The following is a 22,352-nucleotide window of genomic DNA, read 5'->3' on the forward strand; positions in this document are numbered from 1 at the left end:
ACCATCCGTGCGACCCCAAACACCCAGCAAGGAATTCCATGTCAGCCGTGTCACCCTTCGTACCGGCCGGGACCCCGGCGCACTCCGCCACGCACTCCAAGGTCCGGCCTTTGGACATTGGCGTTGACGACGTCGAGGGTCTTGCCTCCCTGGAACCGGCCCGCGGCACCCTGCCTGCCCGTGCCTATCTCCTCAGCGATGCACCCAGGAAGACACTCAACGGTGAATGGCGGTTCCGCCTCAGTCCCGGTATCCGGCAGGCGCCGCGGGACGGCTGGCAGCTCGGCGACAACCTCGACGGATTCACCGGCCTGCCTGTCCCCTCCAGCTGGCCCATGCACGGGCACGGCGCACCGGCCTACACCAACGTCCAGTTTCCCTTTGCCGTGGAACCGCCCCACGTGCCGGACGCCAACCCCATCGGTGACCATGTAGTGGAGTTCCGGGCCGGCACCGAATTCTTCCCGCGGGCCATCCTGCGGTTCGATGGCATCGAATCCGCAGCGACGGTGTGGCTCAACGGCACGGAAATGGGCACCACGCGGGGCAGCCGGCTCGCGCACGAGTTCGACGTTACCGGAGTCCTGAAAGACGGCACCAACGTGCTGGCCGTCCGGGTTGCCCAGTTCTCCGCCGCGAGCTATGTGGAGGACCAGGACATGTGGTGGCTGCCGGGAATCTTCCGGGACGTCACCCTGCAGGCCAGGCCGGAACAGGGAATCGACGACGTGTTTGTGCACGCCGGCTACGACCGCCAGAGCGGCGAAGGCATCCTGCGCGTCGAGGCGAGCAGGGCTGGTGAGCCGATTAGCGCTGTTGTACACGTCCCGGAACTCAACCTGAAGCTGACTGCCGGCAGCGAACACCGGGTCCCGGCCGTCTCACCCTGGTCGGCGGAACTGCCCCTGCTCTATGAAGCGACGGTCAGTGCGCCGGGCGAAACCGTGACGCTGCAGTTGGGGTTCCGGAGCATTTCCATTGAGGATGCCCAGTTCAAGGTCAACGGCCAGCGGGTCCTGCTGCGCGGCGTCAACCGCCATGAGCACCATCCCCGTCTGGGCCGCGTGGTGCCCCGGGACGTTGTGGAGGCGGAGCTGCGGCTGATGAAGCAGCACAACATCAACGCGATCCGCACATCGCACTACCCTCCGCACCCGGACTTCCTGGCGCTTGCGGACCAGCTGGGCTTCTACGTTGTGCTCGAGTGTGACCTGGAGACCCATGGTTTTGCGAGCGCAAGCTGGAACCAGAACCCCAGTGACGACCCGATGTGGGAGCCTGCGTTGACGGACAGGATGCGCCGGACTGTGGAACGGGACAAGAACCATGCCTCGGTGGTGATGTGGTCCCTGGGCAACGAAGCGGGCACGGGCCGGAACCTGGCAGCGATGTCCCGGTGGGCCAAGGACAGGGACCCGTCCCGGCCCATCCATTATGAGGGCGATTGGAGCTGTGCCTATGTGGATGTCTATTCGCGGATGTACGCAAGCCACGCGGAAACGGAGCTGATCGGTCTGGGGATAGAGGAGCCGCTGGATAGTCCTGAGCTGGACGTCCGCCGCCGCGCCATGCCGTTCGTCCTGTGCGAGTACGTCCATGCCATGGGCAACGGCCCCGGCGGCATGTCCGAATACCAGGAACTCTTTGACCGGTATCCCCGGCTGATGGGCGGCTTCGTGTGGGAGTGGCTGGAGCACGGCATCACCGTCACGGACGCGGAGGGCCGGGAGCAGTTCGCCTACGGCGGCGATTTTGGCGAGGAAATTCACGACGGCAACTTCGTTACCGACGGCTTGGTTGACGCGGACCGCAACCCGCGGCCCGGCCTGCTGGACTTCAAGAAGGTCATCGAACCCCTGCGCATCAGCGTGGCGGAGGACTGGTCCGGGTTCACTGTGCGGAACGGATTCGACTTTGCGGACACCTCAGCGGTTGGCTTCCGGTACGCGGTCGAGACCGGCGGCGAGCTGCTTTCCGACGGTGTTGTGGAAGTCGAGCCGCTGGCACCCCGTACGGAAAAGTTCGTGGAACTTCCTGCAGGGCTGGCGGTGCTGGCCGACGGAAGTCCATCCGTGCTCAGCGTCAAAGCAGTCCTTGCCCTGAACACGGACTGGGCTGAGGCCGGTCACGAACTTGCCTGGGGCCAATCAGTCCATGACGTCACGGCGCCAGTGCAGCCGCATTCCCTTGAGTCGGTGGGCGTTTCCCCAGCCGAACTCCGGCTGGGCCCGGTGGGGTTCGACCGTATCTCCGGTTTGCCTGTTTCCCTCGGTACCATCCCTGTGGACGACTTCCGCCTGACGCTGTGGTGGGCACCTACGGATAATGACCTGGGCAGCGAATGGACCGGGCCACGCCGGCAGCCGCTGGCCGCCCAATGGAGCACGGCGGGACTCAACCGGCTGCACTCACGCTTGCTCGGCATCTCCGCGGAGCCGGCATCGGACGGCGGGGAGGTCCTGACTGTCCGGACCCGCCTGGCCGCGGCGGACAAGCAGTACGGCGTACTGGTCGACTACTCGTGGAGCAGCGACGGAGACAAGGTGGGCCTCCGGACAAGGGTCCATCCAGACGGGGACTGGACAAAGGCGGGATATGTCGCAGAGTGGGCGCGGATCGGACTTGAACTCGTGCTGGAGTCCGAAGCCAAAACCGTGAGTTGGTTCGGCCAGGGGCCGCACCAGAGCTACCCCGACACCGGCCAGGGCACCAAGACCGGCTGGTTTACCTTGCCGTTGGAAGGCATGGATGTTGGCTATGTGCGACCGCAGGAGTCAGGCGCACGTTCCGGTGTGCACGCCGCTTCTGTTGCGCTCGACGCCGGGACGCTGGAAATTGCCGGCGCCCCCTTTGCCCTGACGGTCAGGCCTTACAGCTTGGAGGTCCTGAACGCCGCGACCCATCGCACGGATCTGGTCGCGGACGGCCGCACCTACGTCTACGTTGACCACGCGCGCCGGGGCGTGGGGACGGCGGCCTGCGGGCCTGGGGTCCTGGAGCCGTACCGGCTGAAGCCCCAGGACGCCGATTTCACCCTGGTGCTCCAAGTTCGCAGCTAGGCTGCCATGGGGCCCGGAGGCAGCCAATTCACGTCACCCAGGCCGCTTCTTTTCCCACCTACTGGACGATGGATTCGATCGACTTAGTGGCAGTTATGGGATCAGCATGACGGTGGACAACCTTCCAGGCCCCGTCCTCCAGGCGGAAGATGGTGGTCACCCTCAGTGCAATCGGAGACAGTTCGCCGGATCCACCGATTTTTACCCGCGTTCGTTCGAGTTCGACGATGTACGCCAGTTCAGTCCCGACAAACTGCGAAATCCGCTCGAATCGGGTCGGCTCGCCATCGCGAAAATGGGAAATCGCGAAATCCATCGTCCTCTCGACCTCATTCCAGCCCCGGACCGGCGGGCCGAGAGGATTGGCGAGGGTGACGTCATGCCGCTTGGAAATCAGTTCTTTCATCGGTGCGGAGTCTCCGGTGACAACCGCATCGAGCGCACGATGGTACTGCTCCAGGACCAGATCGACGGGCCCCTGCATTTGTGCCTCCAGTCTCTGCGGCCATAGTGGCACCGCCATCTTGGGAAGTCCAGCAACGTATGGCGGCAGTTGCCTGGTACGCGCTCTTCAAAACCGTCGACCGGCGATGGTCTGCAGTTGCGGCCTGGATGCGTGTCACCTTCGCCGGCTTGTTCGCCGTCATCGGTGAAGCCAGCGCGATCTTCTGGCTTCTGGTCAAGGGCCGCGAGCCCACCATCCACTGAGCCCTTTGAGGCGCCACCGAAAGTAGCCCTCCAATGTGCACCCCCGCACTCTTCGCCCAGGCCATCCCGAAACCCATGGACCTGGCCACAGGCTTCGCCGCCCTCACCAATGTGTCCAGTCAATGCGGTTTCCAAATGGAACCGGCAGCGCGCTTCGCGGTGACCCGGGAGCCCGGGAGCCCGGATAAAGTTCCGGCTGGACGAGCCATGCAGCCCTCCCGGACGAGCTTCGCGGGCGGTTAGGTGTTTCGGGGGTCCTTGCAGTGATTGTGCGATCTCGCGAGGCCGTCCAGGAGCAGGTCCAGTCCGAACTCGAACTCGCGACCGTAGTCGTAGCCGGGCTTCATGACATGTTCAATGGAGAACTCGGTGAGGTAGGGGTAGTCCTTCGGGGAAGACTGATCCATCATTTGCCCGGCAACTTCGATGACCGTCTCGGGGCCGTTGATGGGCAGGGTGGCTTCGGAAAGTGCGAAGCCGTAGACGTAGGCATCGATCAGGGCAAAAGCATGGGCGGTCATTTCCACCGAAAATCCCGCTTCGCGCAGGGTGCCGATGACGGCGTCATGGTGCTTCAGTGTCGCCGGTCCGGGGCTTGTGCGCGTCTGCACGAGCCCGATCGCCCAGGGATGACGGCGCATCACAGCACGGGCCGAGGCGGCCCGCCGCCGCATCCCGGCCTGCCACTCGCCGCCGATCGCCGGCAGTTCGATCTCACTGAAGACAATGTCGACAATGCCGTCAAGGACCTCATCCTTGTTGGCGACGTGGTGGTATATCGACATTGGCTTGACCTCTAGTGCGTCGGCCAGTGAGCGCATCGTCAAGGCTCCAATGCCGCCGCCGTCAGCGACGGCAACAGCGCCGCGCAACACCAGGCTCCGGCTGAGCCGGGGACGGCCGGGGTTCGCTCCTGCAGGCATCCAGACTCCCTAATTTTGCTGAGCCTATGGCTCTTTCGTACTAAGTACGATACATTGACCTTACTTAGTAAGGCAAGCTGATTGAAAGGAACCAGCATGACAAACCTTAAAAGCACGGGGGCCGCGCAGAAGCATGAAGCCGCCGACACTATGGAAGCCACCGTGCAGGACCGGTACGGCGCCGTAGACGCCCTCCGTCACAGCCGGATCGCGCGTCCGGAGATCGCTGAGAATGAAGTGCTGGTCCGGGTGCACGCTGCCGGGCTGGACCGCGGAACGTGGCACATGATGACGGGCCGCCCATACCTCCTGCGCATCCTCGGGTTCGGGTTCCGGCGGCCGAAGAATCCGGTTCCCGGGATCGATGTCGCCGGCACGGTCGCCGCCGTCGGTTCCGCGGTGTCCCGGTTCGCCGTCGGCGACGAGGTGTACGGGATGTCCCGAGGGTCGTTCGCCGAGTACGCCGCGGCGCTGGAGGACAAGCTTGCCCACAAGCCGTCGAACCTGTCATTTGAACAGGCAGCAGTGGTTCCGATTTCGGCCGGCACCGCCCTTCAGGCCATTGACGCCGGGCGGGTGGAGCGCGGACAGAAGGTGCTGATCCTCGGCGCCTCGGGCGGCGTCGGCACCTACGCCGTCCAGCTGGCCAGGTCCCTGGGTGCGGAGGTCACCGCTGTGAGCAGCGCCGGGAAGACTGATCTGGTGCTTTCCCTTGGAGCCGAACACGCACTTGACTACACGCAGGATGACTTCGCCGACGGAAAGCATCGCTACGACCTGATCCTCGACATCGGAGGAAACCCGCCGCTGTCACGCCTGCGCCGCGCCCTCACCCCGACCGGGACGGCCGTCATCGTCGGGGGCGAGCAAGGCGGCAACTGGACGGGAGGCCTCGGACGGAGCCTGCGGGCGCCGCTGTTGTCTATGTTCGTGCGGCAGCGCCTGACCATGCTCGCCTCCAAGGAACGTGCCAGCGACCTCGAACGGCTCACGCCGCTCCTCGAGGCGGGCCGGGTGGCGCCAAGCATTGACAGGACGTATCCGCTCGGCGATGTACAGGATGCCATGCGGCATCTCGAAGCGGGAGACGTTCGGGGCAAGATTGCCATCAGTATTGCCGGATAAGAATGTGGATCATGAGCCAGCGAGCCCCACCGAAATACTCGCACGTTACACCATCTCCGGTCAGCCCCGCATGAAACGAGCACCATCATGAATCAGAGCCACAGCAATCAGATGACCGGCAAGGCAGTGGTCGTGACCGGCGCCACCGGGGGCATCGGCAGGGCAACCGCCCGCGGCCTGGCCATGATGGGAGCCCACCTCATCATCACCGGACGCGATCCCGGACGCACCAAAGAAACCGCCCAGGAGATCCGGGCAGCAGGCGGCGGCAAGGTGGACGCCTTCGTCGCCGATCTGTCCTCCCAAACCCAAATACGGCACCTGGCCGACGAGCTGCTCACCACCTTCCCGCGCATTGATGTCCTGATCAACAACGCCGGAGGATACTGGAACACCCGACACACCACCGCCGACGGGCTCGAGCACACCTTCGCCCTGAACCACCTCGCACCGTTCCTGCTCACCAACCTGCTCCTGAAGCGGCTGCAGCTGAGCGGCCCGGCACGGGTGGTCACCGTGGCCTCCAACGCACAGGCCATGGGCCGCATTGACTTCAACGACCTCCAGGGCGAGCACTCCTACTCCGGCGCCCGGGCCTACAACCAGTCCAAACTCGCGAACCTGCTGTTCACCTACGAACTGGACCGAAGGCTGCACGGCACCGGCGTCACCGCCAATGCCCTCCATCCAGGAATGGTGAGCACCCGCTTCGGCGCCGAAGACCCCGGCCGTGCCCAGCGGCTGCTCGTCCCGATCCTGCGCCCCTTCATGCTGACAACAGCCCAGGGCGCCGCCACGTCAGTCCACCTCGCCTCCGCACCCGACCTCGCCCAGGTAAGCGGCCGCTTCTTCGCCAAACGCAAGCCCCGCGCCTCCTCCCCCGCCAGCTACGACCTGGCCACCGCCGCAACGCTATGGAACGTCAGCGCCGAAATGACAGGCCTAACCCCGGCCGGCTGATCCAGGTTCGGGTCCCGTCCGGCACCACGTGGCCCTGCAGACGAACACCGGGCGAAGACGAGGGCCCGGTCGCGGCGTATCGCGGCTGGCCCACGCCTGGGGCGGCCAGCAAACCCTTCCCGTCCGCCGCCGTGACGTTCGGGCCCAGTTACTTCAGCTCGCCGGAGCTCAGCGGCGCGGATTTGCGCGGATTGCCACTGCCGAGGGGACGTCGCGGGGCAGGTAACTGGGCGGGAACGTCGGTCACCGGCCGCATAACCCGCCCGGGCACGCAAAAGGGCGCCTGCCGCGGCAGACGCCCTTCGTCATTAAGCCAGCCAGGTGAAACCTGACGCTCAGGCCTTCTTGGGCGGCAGCGCCAGCTTGAAGACCTTGGCCCAGGTTGAGCCGACCTGCTTCCAGATCGGGCCGGTGGTGTACGGCAGGCCGTAGCGCTTGCAGATCTCCTGCACCTTCGGCGCCACCTCGGCGTAGCGGTTGGACGGGATGTCCGGGAAGAGGTGGTGCTCGATCTGGTGCGACAGGTTGCCGGTCATGAGGTGCATGAACTTGGAACCGGAGATGTTGGCGGAGCCGATCATCTGCCGCACGTACCAGTCCCCGCGGGTCTCCCCTTCCACCATTTCCTCGGTGAAGGTGTCTGTCCCGTCCGGGAAGTGCCCGCAGAAGATCACCGCGTGCGCCCAGACGTTGCGGACGGCATTCGCAGTCAGGGTGCCGTACAGCGCCTGCTTGCCGGAGCCGGTCAGCATGGCGACGGCGGGAGTGGCAGCGTAGTCCTTGGTGAACTGCGTGAGCGCCTTGCGGCCAAGGGCCTTGAGGTCCTTGGTGAGGGCCTCCTTGGACTTTTTGCCCTCCTTGTAGTCGTTCAGCTCAAGGTCATAGATCGCGATGCCCCACTCGAAGACCGGGGCCAGCAGGGCATTGTAGAGCGGGTTGCCCAGGTTGAACGGCTTCCACTCCTGGTCCGCGTCCATCCGCAGCAGGTTGTATCCGACGTCGTTGTCCTTGCCGATGACGTTGGTCCAGCGGTGGTGCAAATCGTTGTGGGTGTGCTGCCAGGCGCGCGCCGGGGTAACGAAGTCCCATTCCCAGGTGGTCGAGTGGATGTCCGGGTCCCGCATCCAGTCCCACTGTCCGTGCAGGATGTTGTGCCCGAGCTCCATGTTTTCCAGGATCTTGGCGAAGCTGAGCAGGGTGGTCCCGGCAACCCAGGCCGCCTTGTGCTTGCTGACCAGCAGGGTGGCGCGCCCGGAAATCTCCAGTCCGCGCTGGATCTTGATCATGCGGCGGATGTAGGCGGCGTCGGATGCTCCGCGCTTGGCGAGGATGTCGTCCTTGATGGTGTCGAGCTCACGGCCCAGCTCGGCGATCTGCTCGTCGGAGAGATGCGCGGCAGCCGGCGGCCGAAGGGTCGGGCTGCCCGTCTCGGCAAGGGCGCCGGGCCGCGTCTTCACGGCAGCGGGCCCCTTGCGCTGGGGAGCGTCCTCGGAAAGGTCGGTCTTGTCGGAAACAATCGTCATGCGGGTACTCCTCAGAGGTCGAGGTTAACGGGTCCGGCGGCTGCCGAAACACACGTCTGGATTAGTTGGCCGGGCTCGCCATGAACTTCGTCCGTGCGCAGGTCACGAACCTGGCCGGCCCGGAGGGGGATAAGACAGCTGTGGCAGATGCCCATGCGGCAGCCGCTGGGCATCAGAATACCGGCGTCCTCGCCGACGTCGAGCAACGGGGTGTCGCCGTCGGCTTCGACTTCGCGGTCCGACGACTCGAAGGTGACCAGGCCGCCGTCGTGCCCTGCGCCGCCGGCCAGCTTGGTGCTGAAGCGTTCGATGGTGAGGGTGGCCTCCGAGGCGGGCCCGTCGGTTGCGGTCTCCGCGTCCCACAGGGCCTCGGCGTCGTCCAGGAAGCTTTCCGGGCCGCAGGCGTACGCCGCGCGCTGCCGCCAGTCCGGGCAAAGCTCTTCCAGCCCGGCGGCGGAACTGAAGTCAAGCCGCCCGTGTTCGCCGGTGAACCAGTGGACCACACGGAGGTTGGGAAACTGGTCCGCGAGTTCGGCCAGCTCCTCGCGGAAGATGGCGTCCGCCGCGGTCCGGGCAGTGTGGATGAGCACGACGTCGGAGTCCGGGCGGTGCGGGACGAGGGTGCGGATCATCGACATGACCGGGGTGATGCCGCTCCCGGCGGTGAGCATCAGCAGGGGCCGCGGGTGCTCCGGAAGGAGGAAGTCGCCCTGCGGCGGTGCCAGGAAGAGCACGTCACCCGGCTTGGTGTTGCGCACGAGCGTCCCGGAGACGGCCCCCATGTCACTGACGGTGATGGCCGGGTCCTGCCCGGCGGGGGCGCTGAGCGAGTAGGACCGCCAGTGGCGGACACCGTCGAGCTCGACGCCTATACGGGCCCACTGGCCGGCAAGGTGTGCTTGCCAGCCGCGGCCGGGACGGAAGAAAATGGTGGCGGAATCGGCCGTTTCTGGAACCACCCTCGTTACCACGCCGCGCAACTGGCGGGCGGAAAACACGGGATTGAACAGCGCCAGAATGTCTTCTGGAGCTAGGGGGGTGGTCAGTAGAGATGCGGCGCGCGCCAGCTTACGGAGCCGGATCATTCATTAATCTTATGTCAGACAGGGTCATAGTTCTTCACCCAAGGCATACGATCGACGTGAAGAAACTATCTCCCCGCAACAACTTTGGAACAGCCCCATGAACGCTTCCCCGACGGCGACGCCCGCCTCCCCCGCCTACGACCCTCCATGGCTCGCCCTGCCGCGCGAGGTCAGCGACGTGCTCCGGCCGATGATGCCGGGCATTGTCGAGGCCATCATCAACGCCGTGCCGCAGCTCGTGCCGGCCTACGCACGGCCGATCGAGGGCCGCTTCGGGCGGGGACTGCGCCGGGGCGTGGCAGCCGCGCTGGAACGCTTCCTGCAGCTCCCGGGAACCCGGCTGCCAGCCCTTTCCGAGGAAAGCAGGCAACTCGTGGCCGGACTGGGGAGCGGCGAATTCCGCCAGGGCCGGAGCATGGATGCGCTGCTGAGCGCCTACCGGATGGGGGCCCGCGTGACCTTCCGCGAGATGTCCCGGGTGTCCGTGGAGCACCACCTTGGCCAGACCGTGGTGGTGGACCTGGGCGAATCGATCCTGGCCTACATCGACGAGCTGTCCGCGGTCAGCGCCGAGGCGTATGCCTTTGAACAGTCCGAACGGGCCGGAGCCGTGGACCGCCGGCGCACCGAACTGCTCGATCTGCTCCTGCTGGGGCAGGCCGATGAGGCGGCCCTGCGGCAGACGGCCGCCATGGCGGACTGGTCCCTGCCGCAGCGGATGGTGGTGGTGACCCTGCCGGTGAACCGGTCCGCCGGGCTGCGGATCCGGCTGGGGCCGGGAACGCTGGTAATCGAACGCGAGACCGACGCCGTCGCCCTGGTTCCCATACGGCAGTCCCAGGCCGCGCGGGCGGACCTGGAAAAGGCGCTGCGCGGACGCGGGGCGGCCGTTGGGCCAGCCGGGGGCTGGGAAAAGGTCCCGGATTCGCTGCGCCTGGCAGTGCTGGCAGCCTCGGCGCTGCCGCCGCGGGACGGCCCTGACGACCCTCCGATCTGGGCCGACGAGCATCTGGCCGAGGTGATTCTCGGGGCGGAGCCCTCTGCAATCGCGGAACTGGCCAACCGCCGGCTGGCGCCCCTGGAGGGGCTGCGCCCGGCCCAGCGCGAGCGGCTAGCGGAGACGCTGTTGTCCTGGCTGCGGCACTGGGGCCAGCGCGCCCCGGTGGCGGCAGAGCTGGGCATCCACCCGCAGACCGTGGGTTACCGGGCGGCACAGCTGCGCGAACTGTTCGGAGACACCCTGGAGGACCCGAAGGCGCGGTTCGAACTGGAACTGGCGCTCCACGCCGGCCGGCGTTAGGTCGCACCGGCCCAGCACAGCCGGCGCTAATCCTTGATCCACCGATCCATACCCAGGTAGGACGGCGGCGGCAATTCGCCGGGCCCCGACGCTGGGTTCAGAACCTTCCCGTCTAGGCTATTTGTGCCTGCGCTTGAGGGGTGTAGTACTCCTCGGACAGGAAAACGGTGTAGATGAACGTCATCCGCCCGGTGGTGTGGTTTGACCTGATGGACAGTGCGAAAACTGTGCCGGTGGCATTGCCGTAGCCGGGGTTCCACGTCTCCTTGCCGGACCCGTCCTTGAACTCCGGGCCGATGGTTGTGGCATCCTTCAGCGCGATGATGCCCAGTTCGTTGGCGGCCCGCTTGAGCTCAGGATTGGCGTCCTGGGCGTCCGGGTAGTTGACGAAGATGTCGACGCTGTCCACTTTGCTCTCAACCCCTCCGCCGCGAACTCGGATGGTATCCGTCTCCATCTCGACCATCCCGTTGGGGGTTGTCATGGCGACCTTCATCCGCCGGTCCGTGTCGGTCGCGACCATGGCACCGTCGGACTCCTCGTCCAGGCCTAGAGCAGCCATGTCAAACGGCAGCGACGTGAAGTCGAGGCGGACTTGCCGGCTTGCTTTCATCGCTTCGATACCGCTCTTGGTGAATTGGGAGTGTCCACTGGCCACGATGGGCTCCTCCTCTTGGGAGGGTATGAATGCGCAGCCAGACAGCAGGAGCGCGCTGCATAACAGTGCAACTATTGACCGGGCCCTCATAACGCACCCATCAAGGCTCGAGCGGTAGCTGGCACCATCCGGTATTCCTCGACTCGTTCGGGCATGGGTTTCACCATGGCCGTAGCCGTTCTTGTTCCCCTGTGCGTCCGAAGGGGCCATGGCACCAGTGTCCACGAGGCCGTCCAGAACGGTCTTTGGCGCATCGGCGCGGGACTGGCTCTGCCGGACCCACAGTTCGAATTCCTCGGACTTCAGGTAGGCATCGCGTCGTTCAGGGGTCATGCCGCTGAGCTTGTCCGTCAGTTCCTGGGCGGCGACGGCCGGTGAAGTGCTGCCCCCCGCCGCTGCCGGGTCCTCCCGTGCCTGCACCCGTGGAACCGATGCTGGCCCGGTCCTGTTGGCCGGCGTTCTGCAGCAATGCCTTGGGTGCGTTTGGGATGCCGGCGGCCGCCGCCCGGAGCACCCTGGCCTGGGTGCCGTTCCAGTCGCTGCGGAAACGTTCGCCATCCAGGCCCTTCCAGGGTCAGCCTAACGTCTTGGGCGGCGGGCAGCGACGGGGAGAAGTCCCCGCCCGGGTGCTTCCTCAGGCGCAGCAGCCCTGTATGGCTCTGAGTTCTTCGCTAAACGCCTGACCCGATCCAAGGATCATTGGCGGGTCACGGCCGGGCGCCACCGGATTGCTTCTACCCGGTGATTGCTTCCCGGCTCTGCAGCCGCAGCTCAAGATCGTTCATGACGATCGCGGCCAGGTCCTGCAGCGCCCGGGTGTCGTCGGCGCTGAACTTCCGCGGCTCCCGGTCCAGGATGCAGAACGTGCCCAGGTTGTAACCGTCCGGGGTGCGCAGCGGGACCCCGGCGTAAAACTGCAGGCCGAATTCGCCTGCCACCAGCGGGTTGGCGAGGGTGCGGGGATCCCTGGCAGCGTCCGTAATGATCCAGGCCTCGTCCTGCAGGATCGCGGAGGCGCACAGCCCCGGGTCGCGGCCGATCTGCGTGACCTCGGTGCCATGGTGGGCCTTGAACCAGATCCGGTCATGGTCGACCACGCTGACGATCGCCACGGGTACCGAGAACATCCGGGCCGCGAGGCCCGCGATCCGGTCGAAGGCTCCGTCCGCCGGCGTGTCAAGGATGCGGTAGCGCTCGACTGCGCGCATCCGGCCTTCCTCGTCCGAGGGCGCCGGGGCCGGTTCCATGCGGTGGCGCGCGGCGCTGTTGATGACTTCCCGGCGCAGTGCCAGCGACACTTCCCGGGCCGGCGGGCGCTGCGCCGGGTCGCGGGACAGCATGGAGGACAGCAGCGCAAACCACATGGGTGCGAGCTCCTCAGGGATCTGGGGGTCGTTGAGCAGCCGCGCGACGGCGGACTGGATGGGCGCGCCAGGGTACGCCCTCTTTCCGGTCAGTCCCTCGAGCAGCACCAGGCCGAGCGAATACACGTCGCTGAGCGGGCCGACCGGTTCGCCGGACGCCTGCTCGGGGCTGAGGTAGGCCGGTGTCCCGGAGGTCCCGCCTTCATCCGAGACCGGACCGCTGCGGGTGAAGACGGCGACGCCGAAATCGGTGAGCTTGGCCCGCGGGCGCCGGTCATCGTTGCTGTAGTCCACGAGCAGGATGTTCGCGGGCTTGACGTCCCGGTGCACAATACCGTGGTGGTGGATGTAGGAAAGCCCGTCCGCCAGGTCATAGCCGATGTGGGCCATGTGCGCCGCCGAGAGCGGGCCCTGGGCGCCGCGGTGTCGCAGGTCCTGCCCGCGCACCAGCTCCATCACCAGGTAGGTGAGCCGGTCGCTCGGGTCGCTCAGGTCGGCGCCCGCGTCGAAGAGCGTCACCAGGGCGTGGTGGCTCATTCCGGCCAGGATACGGATCTCCTCGCCCTGCCGGCGGGTCTGCTCCAGATCGTGCGCGTCGTTGCGGAAGAGCTTGACCGCCACCTCGCGCTGCAGGAGTTCGTCGTAGGCCCGGAACACGGTGGACTGGCTGCCGCGGCCAATAAGGTCCGTGATCCGGTACCGGCCGCTCAGCAGGTAGCCGGATTCCATGCGCTGCTTCGGGGTGACCGGCGTGGCACGGGCCGGTTGTGAAATGAGCTCAGTCAAGGAGTGTCCGTTGTCCCTTATAGCGGGGTCCGCCGTTGGCGCCGGCGGATCAGTCCAATACCGGCATTGGTGAAGCTCCGGCGCCCGCACAATTAGCAAGGTTACTTATGATACCGCGTTTTCCCGATTCGGAAAGACCTGCAGACTGTGCATTTTTCTCCGCCCGCAGGTGGGCGCGGGCGGCTACTTGGCGGGGTTGTGGGTGCCGATCGGCAGCAGCGTCAGATCGGGGTGGTTCTTCTCGATCCGGCGCAGGGCCCACACATCATTGAACAGCGCAAGGTATTCGCCGTCGGAGCGCAGCAGCACCTCGGCGCCGGGCACGTTGGCCAGCGCCGGCATGGCGTCCGCCGTCGAGATCCTGGCGATGGAATACGGCAGGCGCTCCAGGCGCATCGGCGCGCTGAAGTCGTGGGCCATGCGGTCCTCCACCACTTCGAACTGCATGGGGCCGACGGCGGCCAGCACCGGGGCCTGGTCGCCACGGACGTCCGAGCGGAGCACCTGGATGACGCCCTCGTGCTCGAGCTGCTCGATGCCGCGGCGGAACTGTTTGAAACGGCTGGGGTCCTTGGAGCGTGCCACCTGGAAGTGCTCCGGCGCGAACAGCGGAATGGCGGGGAACTCCACCGGCTCTGCCAGGAACAGGCTGTCGCCCACCCGCAGCGAGGAGGCGTTGACGAGTCCCACAACATCCCCAGGGAAGGCTTCGTCAATGACCTCGCGTTCCCGCCCGAAGACCTGCTGGGCGTACTTGGTCGCGAAGGACTTGCCGGTCCGGCCCTGCGTTACCACCATGCCGCGTTCGAAGATGCCGGAGCAGACCCGGATGAAGGCGACGTGGTCGCGGTGTGCCTTGTTCATGCCGGCCTGGACCTTGAAGACGAATCCCGAGAAGGGCGCATCGACGGGCCGCGCGGCGCCGTCGACGTCGGGCCGCGGGGCGGCCGGCGGGGCGAAGTCCACGAGCGCGTCAAGGATTTCCTTTACGCCGAAGTTCAACGCGGCGGAGCTGAAGAGGATCGGGGTGGCCTTGCCGGCGTGGAAGGCCTCGACGTCGAACTCCAGGTTGGACTCGATGACCAGCCCGGCCTCGTCGACGGCGTTGGACCAGTCGTCGCCCTGGCTGGCGGCGGCCTGCTCCGGGGTGAAGTACTCGGTGAGGGCGATGTTGGCGCCGGCGTTGTTGCGTTTGAACTGCGCGAAGCGGTCATTGCGCAGATCCCAGACACCTCGGAAGTCACCCGAGATGCCGACAGCCCAGGTCAGCGGCATCGGCTGCAGGCCGGTGCGCTCGGTGATCTCGTCCATGAGGGCCAGCGCATCGAGGCCGGGCCGGTCCCACTTGTTGATCACGGTGATGATGGGCAGGTTGCGCTGCTTGCAGACCTCGAAGAGCTTCATGGTCTGCGTTTCCAGGCCCTTGGCGGCGTCGACGAGCATCACGGCGCAGTCGACGGCGGCCAGCACCCGGTAGGTGTCCTCGGAGAAGTCCGCGTGGCCGGGGGTGTCCAGCAGGTTGATCACAGTGTCCCGGTAGCCGAACTGCAGGGCCGCGGAGCTGATCGAGATGCCGCGGTCCTTTTCCATCTGCATCCAGTCCGAGACCGTGTCCTTGCGGTTGGACTTGCCGCTGGAGGCGCCGGCCGTGCCGATCACCTTCGCGTGCAGAGCGAGCGCCTCAGTGAGCGTGGACTTGCCGGCGTCAGGGTGTGAAATGACCGCGAAAGTCCGACGCCGGGCCGCCTGCTTATGAATCTCCTGGACTCGGGCGGGGCTTAGGACTTCTTGGGACACGGTGCTACTTTCGCTGCGGCGTTGAATGGTTGCGCTCCCGGGTTGGCGGGAATCCGGGTGGCCCGGTGGAATCGCGGGTTGTTCTGCGTGGTGTGTGCGGGACTGCTGTGGAGGATTGCGGGGCGCGGCGCCGGGTAGCCGACGGAACACCCAAGGCTTCCAGTTTATCGCAGCCCGCGCCGGCGCCGCGAAGCGGGCGGAATGCCGGCGCGGAGCCGGACAGCCGCAGCTCGAAAAGTACGCCCCGGGCGTCCGCCCGCAGGGCCATTCCGGAGGCGCCCCGCTGGACGTCCCCATGGGCCACTTTGGGGCTTGTCCGTGCGGAAGTTGGCCCGCTTTACCTCTACTATGGGGAGAGCGGGGAACTGAGTACTTTTGACCCTGCCGGGAATCACTGGAAACCGGCGCACTTGCGGGCTGCGGCCTGCACCTTTGAAGGGAACGTCTATGGCTCGGAGCCCTGAAGATTCACTCAAGGCGACCCTGGGCCGGGTGGCACCGGGCACCCCCCTCCGCGACGGCCTGGAGCGCATTCTCCGCGGACGGACCGGCGCCCTGATCGTCCTGGGCATCGACCGGACCATCGAATCCATCTGCTCCGGCGGCTTCGACATCGGAATCGACTTCTCCCCCACCCGCCTGCGGGAACTGGCCAAAATGGACGGCGCCATCATCTGCGACAAGGATGCCAGCAACATCCTGCGCGCGGCCGTCCAACTGGTCCCCGACTCCAGCATCGAGACCCAGGAGTCCGGCACCCGGCACCGGACCGCGGAGCGTGTCGCCATCCAGACGGGCGTTCCGGTCATCTCGGTCAGCCAGTCCATGCAGATCATCGCCCTCTACGTCAACGGGCTGCGGCACGTCCTTGAGGGCTCGGAGAAGGTCCTGGCCCGCGCCAACCAGGCGCTGGCAACCCTGGAACGATACCGTTCGCGCCTGGACCAGGTGACCAGTTCCCTCTCTGCCCTGGAAATCGAGGCCATGGTGACGGTCCGTGATGTCGCCGTCACCCTGCAGCGCCAGGAGATGGTGCGCCGGATCTCCGAGGAGATCTCGCAGTACGTGCTCGAGCTCGGCGAGGACGGGCGGCTGCTCTCCCTCCAGCTGGACGAACTGACCGTGGGCCGCGGTCCCGGCAGCGACGTCATCATCCGCGATTACTCGGGTCCCGACGCGACCGCCGACGACATCGACAAGGCCGTGAAGGCACTTGTAAGCCTGGGCCCCACCGAGCTGATCGATCTGGGCAAGATCGCCGGAATCGTGGGCTTCGCCGGCGGCGAGGCCAACCTTGACGCCGTCGTCCAGCCCCGCGGCTACCGGCTGCTGTCCGGGCTGAAGGCCGTGCCGAAGGCTGTCGCGGACCGTCTGGTGGACCACTTCGGCGGTTTGCAGTTCCTCATGGCCGCCACGATCGATGACCTTATGACCGTGGACGGCATCGGCGACCAGCGCGCCCGGACGGTCCGTGAGGGCCTGAGCCGGATGGCCGAGGCGAGCCTGCTGGACCGCTTCCTCTAACCCCCGTCGATTGCTCCGCAACAGCCCTTTTGGGGCCCCAAAAGGGCTGTTGCGGAGCAATCGACGGGGGTTGGCTGAGGGAATTGGTCGATGGGATTAGTTGAGCTGGAACACGGCTTTGGGGCTGGTCTTGTTCGCCAGCCGCGCCGTGAAGACGTAATACGCGCCGCCCGCCCCCGGTTTCGCCTCGATCGGGGCACAGCCCTGAACGGTGCGGTTGCGCTGCCAGGGGAAGTTCGCCGTCTCGCTTTGCCCCGGCGCGATGGTCCTGACGAGTTCGGTGGCGTCGGTCTGGCAGTCGGTGGACGAAAAAATCCGGTCCGAGCCGCTGGTGATCAGGAATTCCATCTGCGACGTCCCGATATTGACCTGGCACGGCACCTTGTTACCGTTCGTCACCTTGAGTGTGAGCAGCGGGTTCTCGCCGTCTGCATAGGCGGCCTGGTCCGTGGCGGCCGTAATGGTCAGGAGGTTTTGCTCGCAGCCGTTCCCGGTCGGTGTGGCCGAAGGCGATGGCGTCGCTTCCGGGCTGGCGGCCGGTAACGTTACCTGGCCCGAGGGTGCCGCTCCCCCGCCGGAATTGGATTGCCCGCCGTTGACAACGCTGGAGACGGCGGCGAAACCGCCGAAGGCGACGGCGATCACGAGCAGCAGGGCGGCGCCCACGAACAGCCGGCGGCGGCGGTAGACGGGGCTGGCCGGCTTCCGGGGAGCTTTGCCCGCGGGTTTGCCTGCAGGCTGGCGCGGCGGTTTCCGGCCCGAGGATGCTCCGCTGCCGGAAGCCCCCGGGCGGGGACCGTGAGTTCCTGAATTGTCTTGCCTGCCCATCCTTCTAGGCTAGAGAACCGCGCCGGGTATGGGGCCCTCCCACGCCGCAGGCAGACTGTGGCCCTCGTCTATTACGCTGGATCCATCAAAGCTCTAGCCGATTCCCCCACCGCCCCTGCCGCCGCGCGACCGGTCGACCTTCACGCGGCCGCTCCGCTGGCCACCCTTCACGCGGCTCTCGACACCTGGTTCGGGGCCAACGCCCGGGACCTGCCCTGGCGGGCGCCGGAATGCACACCATGGGGCGTACTGGTCAGCGAGATCATGCTGCAGCAGACGCCGGTGGTGCGCGTGCTGCCGGTCTGGGTGGAATGGCTGCGGCGCTGGCCGGCGCCCGCCGATCTGGCCCGGGAGCCCGCCGGCGAAGCGGTCCGGGCCTGGGGACGGCTGGGCTATCCGCGGCGGGCCCTGCGGCTGCACGCGGCCGCCGTCGCCATCGGCGCCGGCCACGGCGGAAAGGTTCCCGGCACGTACCCGGAACTCCTGGAGCTGCCCGGGGTGGGCAGCTACACCGCGGCGGCCGTCGCCGCCTTCGCCTTCGGGCGCCGCGAAACCGTGGTGGACACCAACATCCGCCGCGTGCACGCACGCCTGTTTTCCGGCGCGGCCCTGCCCTCGCCCGCACTCACCGCCGCGGAGATGCGGGTTGCCGCGCAGGCACTGCCCGACGACGCCGCCCCCTCCGTCCGTTGGAACGCGTCCGTCATGGAGCTGGGCGCGCTGGTGTGCACGGCGCGGTCGCCGAAGTGCGGGGAATGCCCGGTCAGCGGTTCCTGCGCCTGGCTCGCAGCCGGCGAGCCGCCGCCGACCTACACACCCAAGGGGCAGTCGTGGCATGGAACGGACCGTCAGGTGCGGGGGGCGGTGATGGCTGTCCTCCGCGTGGCCGAGTCGCCGGTGGCCGCAGAGCTGTTCCACCGGGCGCCGGCGGATCTTGGCTTCGAACCGGCCGGGATCGGAATTCCGCTGGCCGCACTGCACCGTCTCGGCTGCGCCCCGGAACAGCTGGAACGGGCGCTGGCAGGGCTGCTGAGCGACGGCCTGGCCGAGCTGCATCCCGCTGGTTTCCTGCTGCCCGCCTGATCGTCCCAGGACGCCGGACCCTAGCTCGGCCGGCCTGCCGGAACTACCCTGAAAACATGCGCACGTTCGCAACACTCGCCGTCCTGGGGTGCACTGCACTGCTGGCCACCGGCTGCCAGCCCCAGGCGGTCTGCCCGGCCATCGCCCAGGCACCGGTAGTTGCGCTGACAGTGGCTCGGGAGTACGCCGCTTCCGTGAAGACAATCCGGCTCCAAGCCTGCCAGGACGGGAACTGCGCGGAGGCTGACCTTGAGCTGTTCCCGGGCACCACCACTGTGGATCAGGGCTGCGAACCGGGACCGGACGGCAAGGACCGGCCCTGTTCCGCTACCGCCACGCCCGACGGCACCCTGACCGGGATGCTCATGCTGGATCCGCTCACCGATTCCCCCATCGAGGTGATGGCGGGCGGCACCGACGGCGGCGGCCCCCCCCTGCCAGTCCGGACCCTGACGTTCACGCCGCGGGTGGCGTACCCGTACGGCGAGCAGTGCGGCAGGTTCATCTCAGCCGGAGTGCTACTGGATGCTGACGGACTCCGGGCCGTCTGACCTGCGTTGAGAAAGGTGGACACCGTGAACGCACAAAACATCAGCCGCTGGATCCGGGCCGGGCTGTGGGCGCTGCCGGTGTCGTGGCTTGTCACTGCCTGGTCCACGCTGGAGCCGCAGCCGGACCAGGAGAGGGATCCGGACGCCTGGGCACGGTTTGTCAGCTCCGACTCCTACCAGTCCAGCCACCTGTTCGGCAGCACCCTGGGCACGATCCTGGCCATCTTCGGCGTCTTCGCGCTGGGCTGCTGCCTGGCAAACAGCCGGGTGGGAGGCCTCGCGCTGGCAGCAATGGTCACCGCAGCCGCCGGCACGGCCCTGCTGCTGGTGCCGGCTGCGATCTCCACCTTCGCCACTCCCGCCATCGGAAAGGCCTACCTGGCCGGAAACCAGGACGTGATGCAGCTTGAATTCCCGGGGTCCATGACAGGGGCGTTTCTGATGGGCCTCCTGCTCGCCTTCCTCGGCAACATCCTGCTGGGGGTCGCGGTGTGGCATTCCCACGTATTGCCGCGCTGGGCCGGGGCACTCTGGGCGGCCGGCGCCGTCGTGTTCTACCTCCTGGGCGTCGTCCTGGGACAGACGACGACGGGGAGCAGCCTGCCGACCCAGGCCGCGGGGGCCCTGCTGATGGCAGTTGCCGGCGGGTGGATCGCCTGGAGCGGCTCCAGGCACTCCACGGCAGCACCGGACCTAACCGCGGCCGGCGCGGTCTGAGAGCAGACCGCTAGGGTTCGCCGAAGCCCGCCGTGATCAGTCCGCGCAGATAGTCCACGGCTTTGCCCGCCTCCGGGCCGCTGGCTTCGACGTGCAATACCGTGCCCCGCACTGCCCCGAGCATCATGAGCTCCGTCATCGATGCGCCGTCGGCGCCGTTCACTGTCACCTCGGCGTCCATGCCGGAGAGCCCGCCGGCGATCTTCGCTGCCGGACGGGCGTGCATGCCCGCCTGGTTGATGAGTTCAAAGTCCCCTGTCGCCTCCGGCGGCCGGTGCTCGTGAACGTGCTGCGCCGCGGCCGGGGGCCGGTAGACGGCTTCCGCTGCTTCCTTCACGCCCGCGGAATCCGCTCCGGCCTGCGCGGCCACGGCGGCCGCGACAAGACCTTCGACCAGGGGCGCGTCGGCCAGCAGCACGGAGGAGGGGTCCGCCAGGAACTCCACCGCGGACTCGGCTGTCATCACAGCCGAGCCCAGGTCCGTCAGGACGACGATGCCGTCGCTGTTGGCGTCCCCGGCCTGCTCCAGCGCCGCCATGACGCGCTCGAGGCTGGTGCCGATCCGGCCGTCGTCTGTGCCGCCGGCGGGAAGGATCAGCACGTCGGGAGCCATCTGGGCGGCAAGTTCGACGGCGCCGTCGGCAATCTTCTCGCTGTGGGAGACGACGACGAGCTTGACCGTCATTCAGCTGCCCCGACGGCGGCGCGCAGTATCAGCGCGCTGGAAACGGCGCCCGGATCCCGGTGGCCGATGCTGCGCTCCCCCAGATAGCTGGCGCGTCCCTTGCGGGCGAGCATCGGGTCGGTGGAGACGGCCCCGGCCTCTGCCGCCTCCGCGGCTGCCACCAGGACCTTGAGCACATCGCTGTCCCCTGCCGCGGCAGCGGCCGCGTCCACCGCAGGGGTCCAGGCATCGACCATCGTCTTGTCGCCTGATTCCGCCTTCCCGCGGGCCACGATCCCGTCCCTGGCGGCCTGGAACGCCGCGGCGAGGGTGGCGGCGTCGATGTCGGACGCCTCGCCCAGCGCCGTGCCCGCCCGGAGGAACGCCGTGCCGTAGAGCGGTCCGGCGGCTCCGCCGACCTTGGACATCAGGGTCATGGCGGTCAGTTTCAGGGCCGCCCCCGCCGTCTCCGGCGGCGCCTCGGCAATCTTCACCATCACCGCTTTGAAGCCGCGGTCCATGTTCTCGCCGTGGTCCGAATCGCCGATAGGCCGGTCCAGCTCTATGAGTTCCTCCCGGTGCTCCGCCATGGCCTGGGCCGAGAGTGTCATCCACCGCAGTGCCCAGTTGACGTCCAGCCCCACGGTCAGACGCCCCAGCGGAGAGCCGGGGTGTGGACGGGCGCATCCCAGAGGGCCGTCATCTCATCGTCGAGGCGCAGGACGGTAATGGAACAGCCCTGCATTTCGAGGGAGGTGATGTAGTTGCCCACCAGTGACCGAGCCACGGTGACGCCCTGCGCGGCCAACTGCTGCGCGGCACGGCGGTAGACGATATAGAGCTCGCTCTGCGGGGTGCCGCCCATGCCGTTGACGAACAGGAGCACTTTGTCCCCGGACGCCAGGCCGAGGTCGCTGACGACCGGTTCCAGCAGGCGGTCGGTGATGCCGTCGGCGTTTTCCATCGGAATGCGGTGCCGGCCGGGCTCGCCGTGGATGCCGATGCCGATTTCGATTTCGTTTTCCTCCAGCACAAAGCTGGGCGCCCCGGCATGCGGAACGGTGCAGGCGGTCAGTGCCACACCCATGCTGCGCACGTTGTGGTTGACCCGGTCGCCGATGGCTGCGACGGCGTCGAGGTTGTCCCCGCGCTCGGCGGCGGCACCGGCGATTTTTTCCACCAGCACGGTTCCGCCCACGCCGCGCCGTCCGGCGGTGTAGAGCGAGTCCTGCACCGCAACGTCGTCGTTGACCAGGACGGTGCGGACCTCGACGCCTTCGGCCTGGGCAAGCTCTCCAGCGGTCTCAAAGTTGAGGACGTCGCCCGTGTAGTTCTTTACGATGTGCACGACGCCGGCGCCGGAGTTGACGGCGAGCGTCGCCGGAAGGATCTGGTCGGGTGTTGGCGAGGTGAACACGGCGCCCGGGACGGCGGCGTCGAGCATTCCCAGGCCGACGTAGCCGCCGTGCAGGGGTTCGTGCCCGCTGCCGCCGCCGGACACCAGCCCGACTTTTCCTGCCACCGGCGCGTCTTTGCGCACGATGTACTTGGGGTCCGCAAAGACGGTCACGAGGTCGGCATGGGCTAGCCCGAAGCCCTCCACTGACTCGTCAACCACGGCGCGGGGATCATTGATGAGCTTCTTCATGGCGTGCTCCCTGGATGGTGTCCTGGCTGCTTTGGTTAGACCCTACTAC

Annotated in this window: 20 protein-coding genes; 9 read left to right on the top strand and 11 right to left on the bottom strand. The window is 67.1% G+C overall.

Annotated elements, in window-relative coordinates:
- Positions 1 to 38: 38 nt before the first annotated feature.
- Positions 39 to 3,059 carry a glycoside hydrolase family 2 TIM barrel-domain containing protein gene (locus tag ACZYZ3_RS08030; protein ID WP_463963298.1) on the top strand — a complete coding sequence of 1,007 codons (3,021 nt, stop codon included), beginning with the start codon at positions 39 to 41 and terminating at the stop codon, positions 3,057 to 3,059.
- Positions 3,060 to 3,117: 58 nt separating this feature from the next.
- Here ACZYZ3_RS08030 and ACZYZ3_RS08035 read toward each other — a convergent pair whose 3' ends face one another.
- Positions 3,118 to 3,543, bottom strand: a complete 426-nt coding sequence (locus ACZYZ3_RS08035) for a YybH family protein (RefSeq protein WP_463963299.1) — start codon at positions 3,541 to 3,543, stop codon at positions 3,118 to 3,120.
- A 59-nt stretch (positions 3,544 to 3,602) separates the two neighbouring features.
- On the opposite strand from ACZYZ3_RS08035, the gene ACZYZ3_RS08040 reads away from it, so the two are divergent.
- Complete coding sequence (locus ACZYZ3_RS08040; protein WP_463963300.1) at positions 3,603 to 3,767, top strand: hypothetical protein; 165 nt, start codon at positions 3,603 to 3,605, stop codon at positions 3,765 to 3,767.
- Positions 3,768 to 4,006: 239 nt separating this feature from the next.
- Here ACZYZ3_RS08040 and ACZYZ3_RS08045 read toward each other — a convergent pair whose 3' ends face one another.
- A complete protein-coding gene (locus tag ACZYZ3_RS08045; RefSeq protein ID WP_463963301.1) occupies positions 4,007 to 4,690 on the bottom strand; it encodes a TetR/AcrR family transcriptional regulator in 684 nt (227 codons plus the stop codon).
- A 96-nt stretch (positions 4,691 to 4,786) separates the two neighbouring features.
- On the opposite strand from ACZYZ3_RS08045, the gene ACZYZ3_RS08050 reads away from it, so the two are divergent.
- The gene (locus tag ACZYZ3_RS08050) at positions 4,787 to 5,815 is read left to right on the top strand and encodes an NAD(P)-dependent alcohol dehydrogenase (RefSeq protein ID WP_463963302.1); all 1,029 of its coding nucleotides are present in this window, start codon (positions 4,787 to 4,789) and stop codon (positions 5,813 to 5,815) included.
- A gap of 111 nt (positions 5,816 to 5,926) precedes the next feature.
- Complete coding sequence (locus ACZYZ3_RS08055; RefSeq protein ID WP_463963303.1) at positions 5,927 to 6,775, top strand: SDR family oxidoreductase; 849 nt, start codon at positions 5,927 to 5,929, stop codon at positions 6,773 to 6,775.
- Positions 6,776 to 7,110: 335 nt separating this feature from the next.
- Here ACZYZ3_RS08055 and ACZYZ3_RS08060 read toward each other — a convergent pair whose 3' ends face one another.
- Complete coding sequence (locus ACZYZ3_RS08060; RefSeq protein ID WP_463963304.1) at positions 7,111 to 8,298, bottom strand: fatty acid desaturase family protein; 1,188 nt, start codon at positions 8,296 to 8,298, stop codon at positions 7,111 to 7,113.
- Between the two features lie 11 nt (positions 8,299 to 8,309).
- Entirely contained in the window at positions 8,310 to 9,383 is a 1,074-nt protein-coding gene (locus tag ACZYZ3_RS08065; protein ID WP_463963305.1) for a ferredoxin reductase, read from the bottom strand.
- 97 nt (positions 9,384 to 9,480) lie between these two features.
- Between ACZYZ3_RS08065 and ACZYZ3_RS08070 the strand changes: the two genes are divergently transcribed.
- A complete protein-coding gene (locus tag ACZYZ3_RS08070; RefSeq protein WP_463963306.1) occupies positions 9,481 to 10,683 on the top strand; it encodes a PucR family transcriptional regulator in 1,203 nt (400 codons plus the stop codon).
- Positions 10,684 to 10,795: 112 nt separating this feature from the next.
- Here ACZYZ3_RS08070 and ACZYZ3_RS08075 read toward each other — a convergent pair whose 3' ends face one another.
- The 3 genes from ACZYZ3_RS08075 to ACZYZ3_RS08085 all read right to left on the bottom strand — a co-directional run bounded on the left by ACZYZ3_RS08075 (position 10,796) and on the right by ACZYZ3_RS08085 (position 15,288).
- The gene (locus tag ACZYZ3_RS08075; RefSeq protein WP_463963307.1) at positions 10,796 to 11,761 is read right to left on the bottom strand and encodes a hypothetical protein; all 966 of its coding nucleotides are present in this window, start codon (positions 11,759 to 11,761) and stop codon (positions 10,796 to 10,798) included.
- A 314-nt stretch (positions 11,762 to 12,075) separates the two neighbouring features.
- A complete protein-coding gene (locus tag ACZYZ3_RS08080) occupies positions 12,076 to 13,491 on the bottom strand; it encodes a protein kinase domain-containing protein (RefSeq protein WP_463963308.1) in 1,416 nt (471 codons plus the stop codon).
- Between the two features lie 183 nt (positions 13,492 to 13,674).
- Complete coding sequence (locus tag ACZYZ3_RS08085; RefSeq protein WP_463963309.1) at positions 13,675 to 15,288, bottom strand: peptide chain release factor 3; 1,614 nt, start codon at positions 15,286 to 15,288, stop codon at positions 13,675 to 13,677.
- Positions 15,289 to 15,735: 447 nt separating this feature from the next.
- Between ACZYZ3_RS08085 and disA the strand changes: the two genes are divergently transcribed.
- Positions 15,736 to 16,812, top strand: a complete 1,077-nt coding sequence (disA, locus tag ACZYZ3_RS08090) for a DNA integrity scanning diadenylate cyclase DisA (protein ID WP_282378536.1) — start codon at positions 15,736 to 15,738, stop codon at positions 16,810 to 16,812.
- 96 nt (positions 16,813 to 16,908) lie between these two features.
- On the opposite strand, the gene ACZYZ3_RS08095 is transcribed toward disA, so the two are convergent.
- On the bottom strand, positions 16,909 to 17,640 hold the full coding sequence (locus tag ACZYZ3_RS08095; protein WP_463963310.1) for a hypothetical protein: 732 nt from the start codon (positions 17,638 to 17,640) through the stop codon (positions 16,909 to 16,911).
- Between the two features lie 57 nt (positions 17,641 to 17,697).
- Between ACZYZ3_RS08095 and ACZYZ3_RS08100 the strand changes: the two genes are divergently transcribed.
- The 3 genes from ACZYZ3_RS08100 to ACZYZ3_RS08110 are packed head-to-tail and all read left to right on the top strand — an operon-like array spanning position 17,698 to position 19,991.
- Positions 17,698 to 18,723 (top strand): iron-sulfur binding domain-containing protein, encoded by a 1,026-nt coding sequence (locus ACZYZ3_RS08100; protein WP_463963311.1) that lies wholly within the window; start codon positions 17,698 to 17,700, stop codon positions 18,721 to 18,723.
- A gap of 56 nt (positions 18,724 to 18,779) precedes the next feature.
- Complete coding sequence (locus ACZYZ3_RS08105; RefSeq protein ID WP_463963312.1) at positions 18,780 to 19,274, top strand: hypothetical protein; 495 nt, start codon at positions 18,780 to 18,782, stop codon at positions 19,272 to 19,274.
- 24 nt (positions 19,275 to 19,298) lie between these two features.
- Positions 19,299 to 19,991, top strand: a complete 693-nt coding sequence (locus tag ACZYZ3_RS08110) for a hypothetical protein (protein ID WP_463963313.1) — start codon at positions 19,299 to 19,301, stop codon at positions 19,989 to 19,991.
- 10 nt (positions 19,992 to 20,001) lie between these two features.
- Here the strand turns inward: ACZYZ3_RS08110 and dhaM are convergent, their stop codons facing one another.
- From dhaM to dhaK, 3 genes are read right to left on the bottom strand one after another with little or no spacing between them, the layout of a single operon-like run.
- Entirely contained in the window at positions 20,002 to 20,676 is a 675-nt protein-coding gene (gene dhaM, locus ACZYZ3_RS08115; RefSeq protein WP_463963314.1) for a dihydroxyacetone kinase phosphoryl donor subunit DhaM, read from the bottom strand.
- A complete protein-coding gene (dhaL, locus tag ACZYZ3_RS08120) occupies positions 20,673 to 21,299 on the bottom strand; it encodes a dihydroxyacetone kinase subunit DhaL (protein WP_463963315.1) in 627 nt (208 codons plus the stop codon). Before dhaL ends, dhaM begins: the two co-directional genes overlap by 4 nt.
- A 2-nt stretch (positions 21,300 to 21,301) precedes the next feature.
- Complete coding sequence (dhaK, locus tag ACZYZ3_RS08125) at positions 21,302 to 22,303, bottom strand: dihydroxyacetone kinase subunit DhaK (RefSeq protein WP_463963316.1); 1,002 nt, start codon at positions 22,301 to 22,303, stop codon at positions 21,302 to 21,304.
- Positions 22,304 to 22,352: the final 49 nt, after the last annotated feature.

It is taken from the genome of Pseudarthrobacter linnaei, assembly GCF_055412825.1.